The organism is Bradyrhizobium sp. Ken64 (assembly GCF_055807555.1).
The window spans coordinates 76,166-95,701 of record NZ_JBVVPA010000006.1 but is presented as its reverse complement, the minus strand read 5'-3'; the positions used below and the strand labels follow the sequence as shown (position 1 = coordinate 95,701).

The 19,536-nt window shown below is 65.1% G+C and carries 16 protein-coding genes and 1 riboswitch; of the genes, 9 read left to right on the top strand and 7 right to left on the bottom strand.

Annotated features, from left to right (window positions below):
• The first annotated feature begins 82 nt into the window (after window positions 1-82).
• A complete protein-coding gene (locus tag AC0L2F_RS12745; protein WP_473248579.1) occupies window positions 83-2,017 on the top strand; it encodes a sigma-54 interaction domain-containing protein in 1,935 nt (644 codons plus the stop codon).
• 219 nt (window positions 2,018-2,236) lie between these two features.
• Here AC0L2F_RS12745 and AC0L2F_RS12740 read toward each other — a convergent pair whose 3' ends face one another.
• From AC0L2F_RS12740 to AC0L2F_RS12730, 3 genes are read right to left on the bottom strand one after another with little or no spacing between them, the layout of a single operon-like run.
• Window positions 2,237-3,115 (bottom strand): sulfurtransferase, encoded by an 879-nt coding sequence (locus tag AC0L2F_RS12740; protein WP_473248577.1) that lies wholly within the window; start codon window positions 3,113-3,115, stop codon window positions 2,237-2,239.
• Window positions 3,116-3,160: 45 nt separating this feature from the next.
• A complete protein-coding gene (locus AC0L2F_RS12735; protein ID WP_063995761.1) occupies window positions 3,161-4,294 on the bottom strand; it encodes an acyl-CoA dehydrogenase family protein in 1,134 nt (377 codons plus the stop codon).
• Between the two features lie 33 nt (window positions 4,295-4,327).
• On the bottom strand, window positions 4,328-4,870 hold the full coding sequence (locus tag AC0L2F_RS12730) for an OsmC family protein (protein ID WP_007612153.1): 543 nt from the start codon (window positions 4,868-4,870) through the stop codon (window positions 4,328-4,330).
• A 246-nt stretch (window positions 4,871-5,116) separates the two neighbouring features.
• On the opposite strand from AC0L2F_RS12730, the gene AC0L2F_RS12725 reads away from it, so the two are divergent.
• Window positions 5,117-5,797 carry a TetR/AcrR family transcriptional regulator gene (locus AC0L2F_RS12725; RefSeq protein WP_007612157.1) on the top strand — a complete coding sequence of 227 codons (681 nt, stop codon included), beginning with the start codon at window positions 5,117-5,119 and terminating at the stop codon, window positions 5,795-5,797.
• 79 nt (window positions 5,798-5,876) lie between these two features.
• On the opposite strand, the gene AC0L2F_RS12720 is transcribed toward AC0L2F_RS12725, so the two are convergent.
• The gene (locus AC0L2F_RS12720; RefSeq protein ID WP_473248575.1) at window positions 5,877-7,445 is read right to left on the bottom strand and encodes a bifunctional AfsR/SARP family transcriptional regulator/alpha/beta hydrolase; all 1,569 of its coding nucleotides are present in this window, start codon (window positions 7,443-7,445) and stop codon (window positions 5,877-5,879) included.
• Window positions 7,446-7,593: 148 nt separating this feature from the next.
• On the opposite strand from AC0L2F_RS12720, the gene mddA reads away from it, so the two are divergent.
• From mddA to AC0L2F_RS12705, 3 genes are read left to right on the top strand one after another with little or no spacing between them, the layout of a single operon-like run.
• Window positions 7,594-8,367 (top strand): methanethiol S-methyltransferase, encoded by a 774-nt coding sequence (mddA, locus tag AC0L2F_RS12715; RefSeq protein WP_473248574.1) that lies wholly within the window; start codon window positions 7,594-7,596, stop codon window positions 8,365-8,367.
• Complete coding sequence (locus tag AC0L2F_RS12710; RefSeq protein WP_473248573.1) at window positions 8,364-9,341, top strand: NADPH:quinone oxidoreductase family protein; 978 nt, start codon at window positions 8,364-8,366, stop codon at window positions 9,339-9,341. Before mddA ends, AC0L2F_RS12710 begins: the two co-directional genes overlap by 4 nt.
• A 28-nt stretch (window positions 9,342-9,369) precedes the next feature.
• Window positions 9,370-10,119 (top strand): PaaI family thioesterase, encoded by a 750-nt coding sequence (locus tag AC0L2F_RS12705; protein WP_473248572.1) that lies wholly within the window; start codon window positions 9,370-9,372, stop codon window positions 10,117-10,119.
• Window positions 10,120-10,207: 88 nt separating this feature from the next.
• On the opposite strand, the gene AC0L2F_RS12700 is transcribed toward AC0L2F_RS12705, so the two are convergent.
• Window positions 10,208-11,407, bottom strand: coding sequence for a TrmJ/YjtD family RNA methyltransferase (locus AC0L2F_RS12700; RefSeq protein ID WP_473248571.1), 1,200 nt, complete (start codon window positions 11,405-11,407; stop codon window positions 10,208-10,210).
• Between the two features lie 369 nt (window positions 11,408-11,776).
• Here AC0L2F_RS12700 and AC0L2F_RS12695 point away from each other — a divergent pair, with 369 nt between their 5' ends.
• Together AC0L2F_RS12695 and AC0L2F_RS12690 are read left to right on the top strand one after the other, a co-directional pair.
• Window positions 11,777-12,991: an NADP-dependent isocitrate dehydrogenase gene (locus AC0L2F_RS12695; RefSeq protein ID WP_007612164.1), complete on the top strand. Its 1,215-nt coding sequence runs from the start codon at window positions 11,777-11,779 to the stop codon at window positions 12,989-12,991.
• Window positions 12,992-13,090: 99 nt separating this feature from the next.
• Window positions 13,091-13,585 (top strand): DUF3455 domain-containing protein, encoded by a 495-nt coding sequence (locus tag AC0L2F_RS12690; protein WP_473248570.1) that lies wholly within the window; start codon window positions 13,091-13,093, stop codon window positions 13,583-13,585.
• 4 nt (window positions 13,586-13,589) lie between these two features.
• Here the strand turns inward: AC0L2F_RS12690 and AC0L2F_RS12685 are convergent, their stop codons facing one another.
• Together AC0L2F_RS12685 and alaS are read right to left on the bottom strand one after the other, a co-directional pair.
• Window positions 13,590-14,816: a cyclic nucleotide-gated ion channel gene (locus tag AC0L2F_RS12685; RefSeq protein ID WP_473248569.1), complete on the bottom strand. Its 1,227-nt coding sequence runs from the start codon at window positions 14,814-14,816 to the stop codon at window positions 13,590-13,592.
• Window positions 14,817-14,820: 4 nt separating this feature from the next.
• Window positions 14,821-17,514 (bottom strand): alanine--tRNA ligase, encoded by a 2,694-nt coding sequence (gene alaS / locus AC0L2F_RS12680; RefSeq protein WP_473248767.1) that lies wholly within the window; start codon window positions 17,512-17,514, stop codon window positions 14,821-14,823.
• 222 nt (window positions 17,515-17,736) lie between these two features.
• Window positions 17,737-17,826: riboswitch (glycine riboswitch) on the top strand.
• Window positions 17,827-17,985: 159 nt separating this feature from the next.
• Here alaS and gcvT point away from each other — a divergent pair.
• Together gcvT and gcvH are read left to right on the top strand one after the other, a co-directional pair.
• On the top strand, window positions 17,986-19,134 hold the full coding sequence (gene gcvT / locus AC0L2F_RS12675; RefSeq protein ID WP_473248568.1) for a glycine cleavage system aminomethyltransferase GcvT: 1,149 nt from the start codon (window positions 17,986-17,988) through the stop codon (window positions 19,132-19,134).
• Between the two features lie 11 nt (window positions 19,135-19,145).
• Entirely contained in the window at window positions 19,146-19,514 is a 369-nt protein-coding gene (gene gcvH / locus AC0L2F_RS12670; protein WP_007612173.1) for a glycine cleavage system protein GcvH, read from the top strand.
• The last annotated feature ends 22 nt before the right edge of the window (window positions 19,515-19,536 follow it).

The window sequence follows — 19,536 nt, the reverse complement described above, 5'->3', positions numbered from 1 at the left end:
GACGCAGCACTTTCGCTCGCACTTGGTCATTACGAAAATTCGTGATAAACGATATCTCGTAGTTGAATAACGAGATTTCGTAATGGCAACGACGCCAATACTCGCCCACGACGACGTGGCCCCGACGATCGATCCGCGCGTCGCGGCCTTCGAATCCTCGGTCGAGGCGACGCTGCTGGTCGACCCCTTCGGCGACCAGATTGTCGATGCCAATCCCGCCGCCTGCGCCCTGCTCGGCTACGACCGGGCGCTGCTGCGCCAGACCAGGGCGAGCACGCTGCATGCCGGCGAGCTTCCGGCGCTGACCGTGTTCACCCAGGCGGTGCTGCACAAGGGCGCCTACTGGACCACGGCGCTCAACCCACGCCATGCCACCGGGCAAAATCTCCGGCTCGAATATGCCGGCTGCGTCCTGCCCCATGACGGGCGCACGCTGGTCCAGCTCACCCTGACCGATCTCGAAGCACGCCGCCGCCGCAATGTCGATGCCGCCGCCGAAGACCACATGCGCAGCGGCATCTCGACCTGGCAGCGAGTCGAGCGCGTGTTCCAGGACATCGAGCGCGAGAACCAGCTGATCCTGCGGGCCGCCGGCGAAGGCATTTACGGCGTCAACGCGGAAGGAAAGACCACCTTCGTGAACCCCGCCGCCGAGCGGATGCTGGGCTGGACGGCCGAGGAGCTGGTCGGCAAGGAAATCCATCCCATCATGCACCACACCCACCATGACGGGCGGCACTATCACAACCATGATTGCCCGATCTATGCGGCGTTCCGCGACGGCGCCGTGCACCAGGTCGACGGCGAGGTGTTCTGGCGCAAGGACGGCTCGCCGGCCTGGGTCGAATACACGTCCACGCCGATCCGTGATCGCGGCGTGGTGGTCGGTGCCGTCGTGGTGTTTCGCGACGTCAGCCAGCGCCGTGAGGCCGACGAGAAGCTGCACGCCGCGCTGGCCGAGGTCGATCGCCTGCGCGAACGTCTCGAGCTCGAAAACGCCTACCTCCAGGAAGAAATCCGCATCGAGACCAATCCGCGCGGCATCATCGGTGGCAGCGAGGCGATCCAGAAGACGCTGCGCCAGGTCAAGCTGGTGGCGCCGACCAGCGCGGCGGTGATGATCACCGGCGAGTCCGGCACCGGCAAGGAGCTGATCGCGCGCGCCATCCACGAGGATTCCACCCGCAGCGACCGGCCGCTGATCCGCGTCAATTGCGCCGCGATCCCGCGCGAATTGTTCGAGAGCGAATTCTTCGGCCACGTCCGCGGCGCCTTCACCGGCGCGACGCGCGACCGCATCGGCCGGTTCGAGCTCGCCGATGGCGGCACGCTGTTCCTGGACGAGGTCGGCGAGATTCCACTCGAATTACAGGGCAAGCTGCTGCGGGTGTTGCAGGAGGGCAATTTCGAGCGCGTCGGTCAGGAACGCACCCGCGCGGTCGACGTCCGCGTCATCGCCGCGACCAACCGCGACCTCAAGCAGGAGGTGCAGCGCGGGCGTTTTCGCGAGGACCTTTATTTCCGCCTCAACGTGTTTCCGATCGAGACGGTGCCCCTGCGCGAACGGCGCGAGGACATTCCGCTGCTCGCCCAGCATTTCCTCACCCGCGAGAGCAAGGCGCTGAAATCGAATCTGCGCCTGTCGGAAGGCGATGCGCGTCGGCTGGCGCGGTATGACTGGCCGGGCAATGTCCGCGAACTCCAGAACGTGATCGAGCGCGCTGCGATCCTGTCGCAGAACGGCCGTTTGCGGATCGATCTGCCCGACTCCTCCGGCACGCAGGCCCCAGCCGGCGCCGCGCGGCAGAAGGCTGACGCACGGCCCGTTGTGATGACGTCATCCGAAATGCGCGACCACGAGCGCGCCAACATCCTGGCCGCGCTCGAGGGCTGCGCCGGAAAAGTGTTCGGCCCCGGTGGCGCGGCCGAGATGCTGGATATCAAGCCGACCACGCTGGCCTCGCGGATCAAGGCGCTGGGAATCGCGCCCCGTCCGCGGGCCGGCGCGAACGGTTAGAGCATGGCGAGATTGGAATGCATGTTGATGTGCCCTCGCCCCTTGTGGGAGAGGGCAGCGACGCCGGTAGACGCAGACTCGCTTGGGTGAGGGGTCTGCCTCCGCGAGTCCGACGCCGATTTGAATCGCGGAGAGAGACCCCTCATCCGGCGCTCCGCGCCACCTTCTCCCACAAGGGGAGAAGGGGTACCGAGTCCGCGGGCCGCCGGTTAGCGGTAATCATGCCGCCTTGGTCGTCACCTCCGATGCGATCGGCAATCCCTGCTCGATCGGCAGCGACGGATCGCGCGACCATTCGTTCCAGGAGCCGAAATACATCCGCACGTCCTTTACGCCGGCGTTCTTGAGCGCCAGGAACGTGTTCGAGGCGCGCGCCCCCTTGAAGCAGTAGAGATAGACCGGCGTGGACGGCGAGATGCCGACGGTGGCGCATTCCGCCAGAATCTCGTCCTTGGACTTGAAGCGCGGGCCCTCGGCGGTCGGCTTCATCATGCGATACCATTCCAGCCACACCGCGCCGGGGATGCGGCCTTTGCGCGGGCAGAAATCCTTGCCGTAGGGCGAGGAGCTGTCGCCGATCCACTCGTCGACATCGCGCACGTCCAGGAGTGCGATGCCGGGCTTGCCGACCGCGGCGAGCATGGTCTTGGCGTCGATCAGGATCTCGCCCGCTTCAGGCACGATTCCGAACGACGCCTTCGCCGGCGCCGGCACATCCTTCGTCACCGGAAGACCTGCGGCCGCCCAGGCGTCGAAGCCGCCATGCAGCACCTTGATCTTGGGATAGCCGAGCATGGTGAGCAGGTAGTAGCCGCGGCAGGATTGGCCGAAGCCGGAGTTCATCGACTGCTCGTAGATCACGGCCGTCTCCTTGCCGGAGAGACCGGCAGCGCCGAACGCGTCGGCGAATTTGGTCTTCAGCTCGGCCATGCCCTCCGGCGTCGAGGTCGCGAGGAACGTGAATATCTCATGCACGTTCACGGCGTTGGGAAGGTGCCCGGCGCCATAGGCGTCGGGGTTGCGGGTGTCGATCACGACACAGGGCTCGGTTTTCAAGAGATCGGCAAGTTCGCTGGCAGAGATCAGAACGTCCGTCATTGGCAGCCTCTCCGTTGAGGTTAGTGGTGGGTGGGCTCGTAGAACTCAGGAATCGGCGAGCATCTTGCGCAACTGCTTGGTGGCAGGCGTGACGATCGCGACGAAATAGGCCTCGCGCAGCCGGCGCTGCGCGCGGTGGGACTTGAGATAGCCGCGCGCGCCACAATGCAGCATCGCCGCATGCGCCGCCGCGACGCTGGCCTCGCCGGCGCGAAGCCTGAGCGCAATCACCTTGCGCCAGTAGGTCTCCTCCTCGTTGTAGGGATCGCGCGCCAGCGCCATGGTCTCGGCCTCGAGCTCGGCGGCGAGATCGCGGAAGTGCACCGGCTGTTGCGGCAAATAGCGGTTGATGTGACCGAGGGGATTGTCGACCTCGTCCATGATGTTGATGCAGTCCTTGATGAGCCCGAGCGCCATGCCGGCCTGCAGCAGGATGAAGCCGGCGCGGATCTTCTTGACGAAAGGCGCGGCGGGATCGGCCAGGATCAGCTCATCCGGGACGAAGGCGTCGCGGAACTGCACGCCGTAGGTGCCGGTACCGTCCATGGCAAGGAACGGCTTGCATGGCGTCAGCGTGATCGCGGGGTCCGAGCAGTCCGCCAAAAACATCACTTGGCCGGGCTCGCCACTTGCGATGCCCGGCTCGTCCTCGCGTTCGAAGATGGTGCCGAAGTAATGGTCGGGGCCGAGATTGGAGACCCAGGGCAGCGCGCCGCGTACGATGTAGCCGCCGTCGACCTTGCGCCCCTTCAACTTGAGCTTTTCGATGCCGAAAAAGCTCTTCATCGGATTGGAGAGCCCAGTGCCGCCGAGCACGCGGCCGGTCGAGAACGCATCGCCGAAGCGCTTGGCGAGCTTCATATTGGTCGAGTTGGCGGCGTACCAGACCAGCGTGTTCTGGCACCACGCCATGAAGGCGGTGCTGCCGCAGACCTCGCCGATCGCCGACATGGCCTGGATGGCACAGCGCAGGTCAGCGGGCCCCTCGTGCGGCACGTGACTGCCCCAGGCGCCGACCTCGCCGAATCGGCGCAGCACCTCGGCCGGATAGACGGTGCCGGCATCGATGCCGGCGGCAAGCGGCGCGAGCTGCTCCCGTGCAATCCGCGCCACCTCGCCTGCAATGGACGGTGCGGGCTGATCCAAAACTTCGGCCCGTGATAAAGCCAGTGAACCCATGATCGTCTCCCGCACCTTTCCTGTTGCCGTCTACTAGATGCCGACCTCGAGATTGACCGGGCGGGTGAAGGTGTTTGCGACCGGCGACCATTGCTTCACATGGGCGACCAGCGCATTGATCTCGTCCGGCGAGATCCCCTCACATTCCATGTCGACCTTGACGCGTACGTCGGTGAAGCCGACCGGCTTGTCCGAGACGTCGCCGGTGCCCCAGACCGCGGTGATGTTGAGATCGCCCTCGAGCTCGAGCTCGAGCTTGTTGACGATCCAGCCGCGATGCACGGCGTTGGCGTGCAGGCCGACGGCGAGGCAGGAGCCCAGCGCGGCGAGCGAGGCCTCGGACGGATTGGGCGCAGTGTCGTCGCCGAGCAGACCGGGCGGCTCGTCGACGATGTAGGGCTGCAAATTGCGGATGTAGTTGGCGTGGCGGAATTTTCCTTCCGCGACCGTCTTGCACTTCAAGGTCTTGATGACCTTCGGATTGGCCTTGCCGTTGGCGATCAGTTGCTCGAGGCCATTCTTGTCGATGGGCGCGAGGCAACCCGTCAGCACTGTCTTTTGAACGACGGCAGTCATCATCTTCTCCCTGGCAGAAGTGGAAATCGGTAGGATACCGAACGGTCTGTTTCCTTGCATGGAGCGTGCCAGACCCAGCCAAAATCAAAAGGCGAAGCATTGGAGCCGTTTAGCGAACGCTGCCTGCGGATTGATCAGCGGCCGTCTGCTCAAAGGCGATGCAGATGAGCTTTCCCGTGCGAATCTTTTCAGCGCAGAACAGATGCGGCTTGCTGATGCGGCGCGGCTGCGATTAAGTTGCATCCCATGGCCAAGCTTTCACTGAACAAGCCCTCACCGAACAAGACTTCTAAGCAGAAGTCTCAGTCGCCGCACGCCGGTGCGGGTGACGACGAGTCCGCACGCGGGCGCCTGCTCAGCGCGGCCACGCATCTGTTCTGCAAGAACGGCATCAACGCCACCGGCATCGACGCGATCATCGCGGAAGCCGGCACCGCAAAGACCACGCTCTATAAATTGTTCGGCTCCAAGACCAATCTGGTCAACGCGGTACTGGAGAGCGAAGGCAAGCAGTGGCGCGAATGGTTCATCGGCGCCATGGAAGAAGGCGGCGGCGACGCGCAAGCCAAACTCACGCGCATCTTCCCGGCCCTGAAGAGCTGGTTCGCGGAAGAGCGCTTCTACGGCTGTCCCTTCATCAACGCGGTCGGCGAGCACGACAAGGACGCCAAGCAGTTCCGCAACATTGCGATGAAGCACAAGAAGATCGTGCTCGGCCACATCGAGAAGCTCGCCGGCGAGCTCGGATCGAACGAGCCCGTCGTGCTCGCGCACCAGCTCGGCCTCCTGATCGACGGCGCGATCGTCGCCGCGATGGTGTCGCGCGATCCAGGCGTGGCGGATACGGCGGCGCTGACGGCAGGTCCCCTGCTCAGCCAGCCCAAGGCAAAGAAGAAGCGCGCGGCGGACCAGCTCGAGGCGGTGTGATCGCTCTATCTCCGTAGCCCGCATGGAGCGGAGCGCAATGCGGGGGCACTGTCCCGGATTGCGCTCCGCTCCATCCGGGCTACAGCACCTTACGGCCCGCTCTCGCCTCCCGCGGCAACAGATCTATGAATCTTTTGATCGCATCGAGCACCGGCCCCTGATCGCCTGCAAAGAACCAGTGATCGTGGCCGTCAAGCTCGACGAATTGCGCACCTTTGATCCGGCTCGCCACATCGCGGCCGGCCGCGATCCGTACCGCCTTGTCGTCCCGACGATGCAGCACCAATGTCGGCATGGCAATCTGCGGCAGAAGGTGCCGCACGTCGGCGTCGCGAAACGCCTCGAGCACCGCCGAGATGCCGCCGGGACTGGACGCCGCGCGCAATAGCCCGGCCCACCAGGCGCGGGCCTGGGGATCGCCGGCTAGGCTCGGCGCGAAGGTTTCAATCTCCACCGGACCTCCCCATTGCGCAATGAGGCGCTTGCTCCAGGCGTCGTACTGGCTGGCGCGCAACGCGTGCGGATAGTCCTGCGACCAGCAGCCCTTGGCCAATGCACCGAACAGAATGAGCCCGGCCACGAGACGTGGCTCGTCCACCGCAAATTTGATGCAGGCAGGTCCACACTCGGATGCGCCGAACAGCACGACGCGGCGCGCATCCACGGCCCGCAGCACGGTGCCGATATCCTCCGCGGTGACGTCGATACCGGGCGCAGATCCAACCCGGTCGGACAACCCGATGCCGCGACGATCAAACACGATCAGACGTCCCAGCTTCATCAGCGAGGCCAGAAACGTCCGGCTCGCGGGATGCTCCCAGGCGCGTTCCACATGCGACACGAAGCCCGGCATGACCAGGATATCGAGCGGACCGCTGCCATAGGTCTGATACGCCAGATGCACGCCGGCGCCCTTGACATAGCGCGTCGCTGGAACGGCGTGTGCCGCCGCAGGACTCATCAACGCATCGGTCGCGGCTTCGGGCGGAACACCAAGCTCGTCACGCAGCCGCTGCGTCAGTGCCGCGTGGTGCCGCTCTGCCGCACTGCGGTCACCCGCCAGCAGCAGGCTGCGGATCAGATGCCGGCCGTAGACCTCGCTCAAAGGATCGAGCTCGACCAGACGGGTCGCATGCGCGGCCGCGGCAAAGTAGTCGCTGGCGGTGGTCTTGTCCTGCACCAGGCGCTCCAGCGCGTGCATCAGCCGTCCGCGCAGTGCCTCGCGGCGAAAGAACGCCCAGTCGTCGAATTCCGGACAATCCTCCGGCGAGAAGCCTGCGAGGAAATCTCCCCGATAGATCTGGCAGGCCTCGTCAAAATCACCGCGATCGCAGGCGCTCTCGAATAGATGTGCATCGACCTGCAGCGCGACTGCCGGAGACCATCGCAGGCTGGTCCGGTCGGTCTCGAACACCTGCTGACCGAGCGTCAGCTCGATGCGGTGAAGCAGCCGCCGCAATCGCGCAAGGCCGGTCTCGCGGTCAGTTTCAGGCCACAGCAGCGTGGCCACGATTTCGCGGGCCACAGCGCCCTTGGCCTCCGCGAGATAGACCAGCAGCGCGAGGCCCTTGCGGAGGGCCAATTTGATCGGGTGGCCGTCGGCGTGGACCTCCGGGAACCCGAACGTCCCCAGCGAGAAAGCCGTCATGAAAGTCCTCCCTCCCCTCGCGGCGCCCCCGGGGGACGCACAGGGGACGGTCCAGCGATAGCAGTCGGGGCAGATCCAGCCTGCTCGCCGGCGAGCAATTCAGGCTCCTGCATGCGGCACGGCTGCATCAGGCACAATAGGAAAAAACATGATCTCGCGCCTCCTGGTCCTGCTCTACGCCATCGTGAGCTACGTCATCTTCACGGTCTCATTTCTCTATGCGCTCGGTTTCGTCGGCAATTATGTCGTGCCCAAATCGATAGATATGCCGATTGATAAGTCGATCGACATGCCGATCGGCGTCGGCAGCCCGGCGGACCTGAGCGTGGCCATCGTCGTCAACCTGCTGCTGATGAGCCTGTTTGCGATCCAGCACAGCGTGATGGCGCGGCCGGCTTTCAAACGATGGTCGGCCACATTCCTTCCCCTCGCCTGCCAGCGCAGCACCTATGTGCTGCTCTCCAGCCTGATCCTGCTGTTGCTGTTCTGGCAGTGGCGTCCGATCCCGACGCCGGTCTGGCAAACGAGCGGAATGGCGGCCTGGTTGCTGATCGGCGTGCATTGGCTCGGCTGGCTGATCGCATTCGCCTCGACCCACATGATCGATCATTTCGATCTGTTCGGCCTCCGCCAGGCCTTCGTCGCGTTCCGCGGAAGTGCGATCCCAGGTCAATCGTTCAGGACACCGCTGCTCTACAAGATCGTGCGCCATCCCATCATGCTCGGCTTCCTGCTCGCATTCTGGGCCACGCCCGAGATGACCGTTGGCCACCTTCTGTTTGCGCTCGCAAACACCGCCTACATCCTGGCCGCGCTTCAGTTCGAGGAGCGCGACCTGATCGCCGAATTCGGCGCGACCTATCAGGACTATCGCCGACGCGTTCCCATGCTGCTGCCGCGTCTTTTCGGAGCACCCCGATGAAAGCGATTCTGTGCAGTTCATTCACTGGCCCTGCGGATTTGTGCGTCGGCGAGATCGACGAGCCGAAGCCGGCCGGCGACGAGATTCTGATCGACGTCCATGCGGCCTCGGTTAGTTTCATGGACCAGTTGATGGTCTCGGGCCTCTACCAGATGCGGCCGCCGACGCCCTTCGTGCCCGGCACGGAAGCATCCGGAATCGTCGTCGCGGTCGGCGACCAGGTCACGACATTCGCGCCCGGCGACCGCGTGGCTTGCAGCGCCTGGACCGGCGGCTACGCCGAACGGATGATAGCCAAGGACTCAAAGTGCGTGCGTCTGCCGGATGGCGTCGCGTTCGAGGCAGCGGCGACGGTCCTGCATAATTATGGCACGGCCTATTATGCCCTGGTCGAGCGGGCCCGGGCGCAGCGCGACGAAACGTTGTTCGTCACCGGTGCTGCCGGCGGAGTTGGCCTTGCCGCGGTCGATCTCGGCCGCCATCTGGGCCTGCGCGTCGTCGCCGGTATCGGCTCCGATGACAAGGCTGCCCTGGTCCAGAGTTACGGCGCCAGCGAAATCGTCAACTATCGCAACGAGGATCTGCGCGGCCGGATCAAGGCGATCACCGGTGGCGAAGGCATCGATATCGGCTTCGACACTATCGGCGGCGAGATATTCCAGCAGATGGCCCGGTCGATGAAGTGGGGCGGACGGCTGATGCCGATCGGCTTCACCAGCGGCGAAATTCCGCAGCTCCCGATGAACCTGCCGCTGCTGAAGAACTATTCCATCCTCGGCGTCTTCGTCGGCGCCTGGGCGGAAAAATTCTCCGCGGAAGCCGCGCGCATGAACGACACGCTGATGCAATTGCTGGCCGGCGGAAAAATTTGCCCGCACATCGATCGCGTCCTCCCTTTGGAGGAGGCCGGAGAAGCCATGCGTGCCGTGGCCAACCGCGCGGTTCAGGGCCGAATTGTCCTCAAGATCAGGTAAGGTGAGCCGGGAAGAGAGAACAAAACCGATGACACCGATCATCATCGACAAACGCTTTTGCGGTCCTCCGAACTCCGGCAACGGCGGCTATGTCTGTGGCCGGCTCGCCCGCCACATTCCCGGCGCCGCGGAGGTGACGCTGCGCGCACCGCCTCCGCTGGACACGCCGCTCGATGCCGTCGCGACGGACGACGGCACATGGGAGCTTCGCGACGGCGACAAGATCGTCGCGACCGGACGGCCGGCAAGCGTCGAGCTTGCGCGACTGGAGACAGCCAGCTTCGAGGACGCCTGCGCCGCCGAATTGCTGACCCCGATCGAGCCGCACGAGCATCCGCTGCCGACATGTTTCGTGTGCGGTCCCGCAAGGGCGAAGGGAGATGGCCTGCGCATTTTCGCCGGTTCGCTCCGTGGTCACAAAGCCGTTCTCGCGGCGAGCTGGACCCCGGATCAGAATCTCGCTGCCGAGGACGGCCTGATCGCGCCGGAATTCCTCTGGTCGGCGCTCGACTGCCCCACCGGCTTTGCCTGCAATTGCGATCTGGGAAGCGGCAGTTTCGACAAGGCACCGTTGCTGCTGGGACGGATGTCGGCGCGGATCGAGGCCCGCCCGCGCCCGGGAGAACGCTGCATCATCACGGCCTGGCCGACGGGCCGCGACGGCCGCAAGCGCATGGCCGAGGCTGCGGTGCATGATGGAGCCGGGAAGTTGCTGGCGGTGGCGCGCACGACATGGATCGCGGTCGAGCGCGAGGTGCAGCTCGGGCGCACTCCGTAGGGTGGATTAGTAGCGAAGCGTAATCCACCACTTTGGCAGCGGTACGAGAAGAGGTGGATTGCGCCTTCGGCTAATCCACCTACGAAGCCTACGCGCTCTGAGACATCATCTCCTGAAGCCGCTCCAGCTCCGCCTCCAGACCCCGCTCGACATCCGCCGCCCGCATCTCGATCACCCGATAGTCCCTTGCCTCCAGCCACGCTCGCCTCGCCACACGATCCGCGACGATCGCCTCGTTCTCACCCGCGTTGACCAGCTCGATCGCGATCCGGTGCGGGAACGAGACGAAGTCCGGGATGTGCCGCCCCACAGGGGTCTGGCGCTTGAATCCTCCTGCGAAACGGCGGTCACGTGTGAGCGCCTGCCAGAGCAGGCGCTCGGCATCGGTCGGGTTGCGGCGGAGCAGGCGTGCGAGGCCGCGTACGGTGGAGCCACTGTCGGGCACCCCGCCGCCCTGACCGTGCTCGGCCAGCAGCGCGCGCAGGCGCGTGGCCTGCTCGCCGTCGAGCACGCCGCCCTTGGCCGGGCCCTTGCGTCCCTCGGCAATGGCCATCACCACCCCGTGCAGGGTGTGCATGTCCTGCTTGGTCGGCTCCATCCGGGTGAAGATGTTGCGCAGGTTCACCAGCATGGTGTCGCGCTTCTCGGCCGGGCGCAGAAATTCGACCCGGTCGAGCTCGCGGATCAGATTGTCGAAGAAGGCCTGCATCTGGTGCTGCGAGGCGCGCTCGGAGCGCTCCGGCATGGCGTGCGGCAGCTCGCCGGAGGTCGCGCGCTTGAACCATTCGTAGCCGACCAGGAGCACGGCCTGGGCGAGGTTGAGCGAGGCAAAGCCCGGATTGACCGGGAAGGTGATGATGCGGTTGGAAAGCCCGACCTCCTCATTGGTCAGGCCCCAGCGCTCCCGGCCGAACAGGATACCGGCCTTGCCGCCCGCCGCGACGTGCCCGGAAATCTCGCTAGCTGCGGCTTCCGGCCCCACCACCGGCTTGGCCTGGTCGTGGGGGCGCGCGGTCGTGGCGAACAGCAGGTCGATGTCGGCGACGGCCTCACCGACCGTGTCGAACAATTCGACCTTGTCCAGAATATAGTCGGCCCCGGCCGCGGCGCGCTGGGCGGCGATGTTCGGCCAGCCGTCACGGGGGTTGACGATGCGCAAGGCGGAAAGCGCAAAATTGCCCATGGCGCGCGCGGCCATGCCGATGTTTTCGCCAAGCTGCGGCTCGACCAGGATCACGATGGGACCGTCGAGGGAAAGGCCCGCCTTGCTCTTGTCAGTCCCCGACATCTCGCTTCGCTTTCACACTGGTTCTCAAGGCCTTGGAGAGGCGCTCTTCATGAATTGATTCAAGGCCATTCCTGGCCTGATCTCGACCCGGTCTTGACCTGCTCTCGGGCCGGCTGACCGTCCGCCTGTCGTTTGCCTGTCCTGACGAAATTCTCAAGGGAAATAACGGGTTGGATTCGACTTTTGAATCTCGTCTGAAACCTCAGCCCGGTCCCCGCGGCAGGGCTGCTCCCGCCCCCCATCTGCGGAGGCTGGATGAGCTAAAAGTGCATAATCCCTTGGCTTTCGCCGGCCGCGTCCCGGTGCTAAGAGGCGGCGGATATTCCCGTGGCGCGCCACAAGCGCCGTTCCCAAGAGGCTTCCCCGATCATGGCAAAAATCAAGGTGTCCAACCCCGTCGTCGAACTCGATGGCGACGAGATGACCCGGATCATCTGGCAGTACATCAAGGACAAGCTGATCAACCCGTTCCTGGATGTCGAGCTGCTCTATTTCGACCTGGGCATGGAATACCGTGACGAAACCAACGATCAGGTGACGATCGACGCCGCCGAGGCCATCAAGAAGGTCGGCGTCGGCGTCAAGTGCGCCACCATCACCCCGGACGAGGCCCGGGTGAAGGAGTTCAATCTCAAGCAGATGTGGAAGTCGCCGAACGGCACCATCCGCAACATCCTCGGCGGCGTGATCTTCCGCGAGCCGATCATCTGCAAGAACGTGCCGCGCCTGGTTCCCGGCTGGACCAAGCCAATCATCATCGGCCGCCACGCCTATGGAGACCAGTACCGCGCCACCGACATCAAGTTCCCGGGCAAGGGTACGCTGACGATGAAGTTCGTCGGCGAGGACGGTACCGTGATCGAGCGTGAAGTGTTCAAGGCGCCCGGCGCCGGCGTCGCCATGCAGATGTACAATCTCGACGATTCCATCATCGACTTCGCACGCGCTTCGCTCAACTACGGCCTGCTGCGCAACTATCCGGTCTATCTCTCGACCAAGAATACGATCATGAAGATCTATGACGGTCGCTTCAAGGACATCTTCCAGGACATCTACGAGCGCGAGTTCAAGAAAGAATTCGACGCCAAGGGCCTGACCTACGAGCACCGCCTGATCGACGACATGGTCGCCTCGGCGCTGAAATGGTCCGGCGGCTACGTCTGGGCCTGCAAGAACTATGACGGCGACGTGCAGTCCGACACGGTGGCGCAGGGCTACGGCTCGCTCGGCCTGATGACCTCGGTCCTCCTCACCCCCGACGGCAAGACGGTGGAAGCCGAAGCCGCCCACGGCACCGTGACCCGCCACTACCGCGAGCACCAGAAGGGCAAGGAGACCTCGACCAACTCGATCGCGTCGATCTTCGCCTGGACCCGCGGCCTGTCGCACCGCGCCAAGCTCGACAACAATGCCGAGCTCGCCAAGTTCGCCAACACCCTGGAGAAGGTCTGCGTCGACACCGTCGAGGAAGGCTACATGACCAAGGACCTCGCGCTCCTGGTCGGCGCCGACCAGCGCTGGCTCTCGACCACCGGCTTCCTCGACAAGGTCGCCGAGAACCTCGGGAAGGCGCTGGCGGCGTAAGCTGTCCGCAATTTCGCCCGACTGGATCGGACATCATCACGGGCCGCGTCGCAAGCGCGGCCCGTTCGCTTTTTTGGACCTTTGCGCGGAGATGCGACCATGTCGATCAAGCTTGCCGTCCCCTGCCTGTTGCTGCTCGCTGGACCGGTTCTGGCCGCCGACCCGCTCCCCGACGCCATCGCCGCGCCCGGCGAGAGCATCGTGCTCAGCGTCCACGCCGAGGGCGCGCAGGTCTATGAGTGCAAGGCCGGCACCGACGGCAAGCTCGCCTGGGCTTTTCGCGAGCCGATTGCCACCCTGCTGTCCGAGGGCAAGACGATCGGCCGGCACTATGCCGGGCCGAACTGGGAGCATGCCGACGGCAGCGCCGTGGCCGCCAAGGTCGTGGGCAACGCGCCGGGTGCGACCGCGGCCGACATTCCCTTGCTGAAACTGGAAGTCACCGCCCACCGCGGCAGCGGCGTCCTCACGCCCGTGACCACGGTTCAGCGCATCAACACCCACGGCGGCAAGCTCGACGGCGCGTGCGACAAGGCCGGCGATTTCAAGAGCGCGCCCTATTCGGCCGAGTATGTTTTCCTGAAGAAGAGCTGAGCCCTCAGCGGTCGGTGCCTTCGCGCTCCGCCTGCGCCAGCTCCGCCACCGCAAGGTCGCCGCTGCCCTCCAGCCGCGCCTTCGCCGTCTTGTGGACATGCGCGGCGAGCGTCGGCATGCGTTCGATCAAAGCGTGAAAATCCTGGGCGTCGAGCACCAGCAGGCGGGTCTTGCGCGTCGCCGTCACCGTGCCGCTGCGCTTGGTTTTATGCAGCAGCGCGATCTCGCCGAAGAAGGTGCCGTCCGCGAGCCGCACCTGCTGGTTCGGCAGCGCGATCTCGACCTCGCCGGCGGTGATGAAATACATCGACGAAGCCGCATCGCCCCGCCGCACCAGGATCTCGCCCTGCTCGATCGTGCGCGCGCGCAGCAGCCGCATGATGTCGGCGATCTCGGACGCGCTGAGATGCGAGAACAGCGGCACCCGCGCCAGCATGCCCCAGGTGACCACGAAGTCGCGCCGTTTCACCTCTTCCGCAAAGGCCGTCGAGATGATCGCGACCGGCAGCGCGATCATGGCAAATCCGCTGATGATGGTGAAGACGGAGATGAACTTTCCGAGCGCCGTCACCGGCACGACGTCGCCATAGCCGACGGTGCCGAGCGTCACGATCGCCCACCACATCGCCTGCGGAATGGTGCCGAGCTTGTCCGGCTGCACGTCGCGCTCGATGGCGTAGAGCAGCGAGGCAAACGTCAGAACCGCGCCGATCAGGATGACGATGCAGCCGATCAGCGCCCGACGCTCGGCATGGACGGCCGCGAGCAGCGAACGCATCGCCGGCGAGTAGCGCACCAGCTTGAAGAACGGCAGCACGCCGAGGGCTGCCAGCGTCGCATGCCGGCCCGTGGCGAGCACGACCGCAGCCGGCAGGAACGCGAGGAGATCGATGATGCCGAGTGCGGAGAAAACATAGCCGAGCCGGTCCGACAGCGCGGACGCCGTGCGCTGGGTGTGACCCGCCACCGTCCACAGCCGCGCGGCATATTCCAGCGCGAACACGATCACGGACAGGATCGAGATGCCCGCGAACAGCGCGCCGAATTGCGCGTCCAGCTCCGGCACCGAGGCAAGGATCATCGCAGCGACATCGAGCACGATGACGCCGATGATCAGCTGGATGAAGCGCGATCCGACCGAATAGGCCAGCGGATCGTGCTCCAGCAATTCGTAGAGGCGATCCCTCAGATTGGGATCGGTTGAGCCACGTCCTCGCGGAACGGGGCGCACCTGCTTACGCGCCGGCCGATTTTTGTTCGCTCATGGCTTTTTCGATCGCCGTGAGCGCCGCGGCCGCATTCGCACCATCGGGGCCGCCGGCCTGCGCCATGTCGGGCCGGCCGCCGCCGCCCTTGCCGCCGAGCGCTTCGGAGGCGATCTTCACCAGATTGACCGCGTTGAAACGCGAGGTGAGGTCGGCGGTGACGCCGACAACCACGCCAGCCTTGCCGTCCTCGGTGACGCCGACGATGGCGACGACGCCGGAGCCGATCTGCTTCTTGCCGTCGTCGGCAAGGCTCTTGAGATCCTTCATCTCGATGCCCTCGACCGCGCGCGCCATCAGCTTGACGTCGCCGACCTCGCGCACGCCGGAGGCCGCGCCGTTGCTCGAAGCTGCACCGCCGCCCATCGCCAGCTTCTTGCGGGCGTCGGAGAGTTCGCGCTCGAGCTTCTTGCGGTCCTCCATCAGCGCGGCAATGCGCGCCGGGACGTCGTCGATCGAGGTGCGCAGCTCATGGGCCGCGGTCTTCGCCAGCGCCATGGTGTCGTTGGCGTGTTTGCGCGCGTAGTTGCCGGTCAGCGCCTCGATGCGGCGCACGCCGGAGGCGACCGCGCTCTCACCCGTCAGCGTGATCAGGCCGATGTCGCCGGTGCGCCTGACATGCGTGCCGCCGCACAGTTCGACCGACCAGCCGAGTGCGTTGGCGCCGCGCTCGCGCGCGGTCCGGCCCATCGAGACGACGCGAACCTCGTCGCCATATTTCTCGCCGAACAGCGCCCGTGCGCCGGCCTCGCGGGCCTCGTCCACGTCCATGACGCGGGTCGAGACCTCGTCATTCTCCAGCACCACCTCGTTGGCGATGTCCTCGACGCGCGCGAGCTCTTCCGCCGTGATCGGCTTCGGATGCACGAAGTCGAAACGCAACCGATCCGGCGCGACCATCGAGCCGCGCTGGGCGATGTGATCGCCGAGCACCTGGCGCAGCGCCTCGTGGATGAGATGGGTCGCCGAGTGATGCGCGCGGATCGAAAAGCGCCTGCCGTGATCCACTTCGAGCTGCAGCGCGGTGCCGAGCTTCAGCTCGCCGCTCTCGACCGTGCCGACGTGAACGAAGAAATCGCCGAGCTTCTTCTGCGTGTCGGCGACGCGGAATTTGATGCCGCCCTCGCCGGTCAACACGCCGGTGTCGCCGACCTGGCCGCCGGACTCCGCGTAGAACGGCGTCTGGTTCAGCACGATCGCGCCGGTGTCGCCGGCCTTGAGGCTCGTCGCTTCCTTGCCGTCCTTGACCAGCGCGGTCACCACGCCTTCGGCGCTCTCGGTCTCGTAACCCAGGAATTCGGTTGCGCCGAGCTTCTCACGCAGCGGGAACCAGATCGCCTCGGAAGCAGCTTCGCCAGACCCTTTCCAGGACTCGCGCGCCTTGGCCTTCTGACGCTCCATCGCGTCGGTGAAGGAGGCCTGATCGACGCTGATGCCACGCGACTTCAGCGCGTCCTGCGTCAAATCGAGCGGGAAGCCATAGGTGTCGTACAGCGTGAAGGCGACGTCGCCGTCGAACATGTCGCCCTTCTTTAAGGACGCGCTCTTCTCGTCGAGAATGGCGAGGCCGCGCGTCAGCGTCTTGCGGAAGCGGGTCTCTTCCAGCCGCAGCGTTTCCTCGATCAAATTTTCCGCGCGCATCAGATCCGGATAGGCCTGGCCCATCTCGCGCACCAGCGCCCAGACCAGCCGATGCATCAGCGGCTCTTGCGCACCGAGCAGCTGCGCATGGCGCATCGCGCGGCGCATGATCCGGCGCAGCACATAGCCGCGGCCCTCGTTCGAGGGCAGCACGCCGTCGGCGACGAGGAAGGCCGAGGAACGCAGATGGTCGGCGATGACGCGGAACGAGGCCACGGTCTGCTCGTTCGGTCCGCTTCCGAGCGCGGACGCCGTCGCGTCGATCAAATGACGGAACAGGTCGGTTTCGAACACGCTGTCGACACCCTGCATGATGCAGGCCATGCGCTCCAGCCCCATGCCGGTGTCGATCGAGGGACGCGGCAGCGCCACGCGCTCCTCCTTCGTCACCTGCTCGTACTGCATGAACACCAGATTCCAGAATTCGAGGAAGCGATCGCCGTCCTCCTCAGGCGAGCCCGGAGGCCCGCCCCAGATGTGCTCGCCGCGGTCGATGAAGATCTCCGAGCACGGGCCGCACGGGCCGGTGTCGCCCATCGCCCAGAAATTGTCCGAGGTCGGGATGCGGATGATGCGATCCTCGGAGAAGCCCGCGATCTTCTTCCACAGCCCGGCCGCCTCGTCGTCGGTGTGGTAGACCGTGACGAGCAGCTTGTCCTTCTTGAGCCCGAATTCCTTCGTGATCAGCGTCCAGGCCAGCTCGATCGCGCGCTCCTTGAAATAGTCGCCGAACGAGAAGTTGCCGAGCATCTCGAAGAAGGTGAGATGGCGCGCGGTGTAGCCGACATTGTCGAGGTCGTTGTGCTTGCCGCCGGCGCGCACGCATTTCTGCGAGGTGGTGGCGCGCTGATAGGGCCGCTTCTCGACGCCGGTGAAGACGTTCTTGAACTGCACCATGCCGGCATTGGTGAACATCAACGTCGGATCGTTGCGCGGCACCAATGGCGAGGACGACACGATCTCGTGGCCGTTCTCGGCAAAGAAGTTCAGAAAGGTCGACCTGATCTCGTTGACGCCGCTCATGTTCATCCAATCGGGTGTGCTTGGACCCGCCATACGCCATCCAAACCGCGAGTTTGGGCTGATATCTGCGGGTCAAAGCGCTTTTAGACAAGGCCAGCTTCGCTGTCCAGAAACTGTGCAGGCAGATCAAGGCGTTGCCGCAGTCGCGTAATCCCGTTGGAAAGCCACTTGAGCCGCGTTGACAGCCTTGGCCGGCCTGTGGTCTTTACCTATCTGTATCGTACGGCCACGTCGGGAGAGACCGGCACTGGTAGCCGGCGCCGAAGGAGCAACCGCCCCGGAAACTCTCAGGCAAAAGGACCGCGTGGCTTTGACAGCATCTGGAAAGAGGCGCCGACGGGCCAATCCCTTTTAAAGGGTAGGTTCGGACAGTGTCCGCCGACGGGATAATACTCTCAGGCACAGCGACAGATGGGGCTTCGACTGGTGTCCACGGGAAATCGTTCCCGGGGAACCGCCGAGGGCCCCCCGATGCTTGCGCGTGACGACAAAGACTCCCTGAAACGCACCCCCCTTTACGACCTGCATGTCTCGCTCGGCGGCAAGATGGTGCCGTTCGCTGGCTATGACATGCCGGTGCAATATCCGGCCGGAGTCCTGAAGGAGCACCTTCATACCCGCAACGCGGCCGGCCTGTTCGACGTCTCCCACATGGGTCAGATCGCGCTCAGGCCGAAGTCCGGCAAGGTCGAGGACGCCGCCCGTGCGCTGGAGCGGTTGGTGCCGCAGGACATCTTGGCGATTGCGCCGGGCCGGCAGCGCTACGCCCAGTTCACCAATGGCGAGGGCGGAATTCTGGACGATCTGATGGTCGCCAATTTCGGTGATCACCTCTTCCTGGTCGTCAACGCCGCCTGCAAGGCCGAGGACGAGGCGCATCTGCGCGCGAATCTCTCGGACGACTGCATGATCGAGCAGCTTGCCGACCGCGCGCTGATCGCGCTGCAGGGGCCGAAGGCGGAATCGGCGCTGGCGAAATTATGTGCAAAGGCGCCCGCCATGAAGTTCATGGATTCCGGCCCGCACAGGGTCGCCGGCCTCGACTGCTTCGTCTCGCGCTCCGGCTATACCGGCGAGGACGGGTTCGAGATTTCGATTCCTGCCGGCGATGCCGAACGGCTCGCCAGGGCGCTGCTGGACAATCCGGACGTGATGCCGATCGGGCTCGGCGCCCGCGACAGCCTGCGGCTCGAGGCCGGGCTTTGTCTTTACGGCCACGACATCGACACCGCGACCACGCCGGTCGAGGCCGCGCTGGAATGGTCGGTGCAGAAGAGCCGCCGCACCGGCGGCGCGCGCGCCGGCGGCTTTCCCGGCGCGGCAAAGATTCTGGCCCATTTCGACCACGGCGCATCCCGCCGCCGCGTCGGCCTGCGGACCGAGGGCCGCGCGCCGGTGCGCGAGGGCGCGCTGCTGTTTGCGGACGCGACCTCCGGCGAGCCGCTCGGAAAGGTCACCTCGGGCGGCTTCGGCCCAAGCCTGAATGCGCCGGTCGCGATGGGCTATGTGCCCACCGCATCGAGCGCGATCGACACAAAACTCTTCGCCGAAGTGCGGGGCCAGCGCCTGGCCGTGCAAATCGCCGCCATGCCCTTCGTGAAAAACACCTACAAACGCTGAGGACCGAGAAAATGACCACGACGCTCTACACCTCCGACCACGAATGGCTCGCGATCGACGGCGACGTCGCCACCGTCGGGATCACCGACTACGCGCAATCGCAGCTCGGCGACGTCGTGTTCGTCGAATTGCCCAAGCTCGGCCGGACGCTGAAGAAGACCGAAGCCGCCGCCGTCGTCGAATCGGTCAAGGCCGCATCGGACGTCTACGCGCCTGTTAGCGGCGAGGTGCTCGAGACCAACCCCGAACTCGCGAGCGAGCCGGCGCTGGTGAACTCGGATGCGCAGGGCAAGGCGTGGTTCTTCAAGATCAAGATGGCCGACAAGAGCGAGCTCGGCGGCCTCATGGATGAAGCGGCGTATAAGGCTCACACGGCGTGAGGATATGAGACGATCCGTCTCC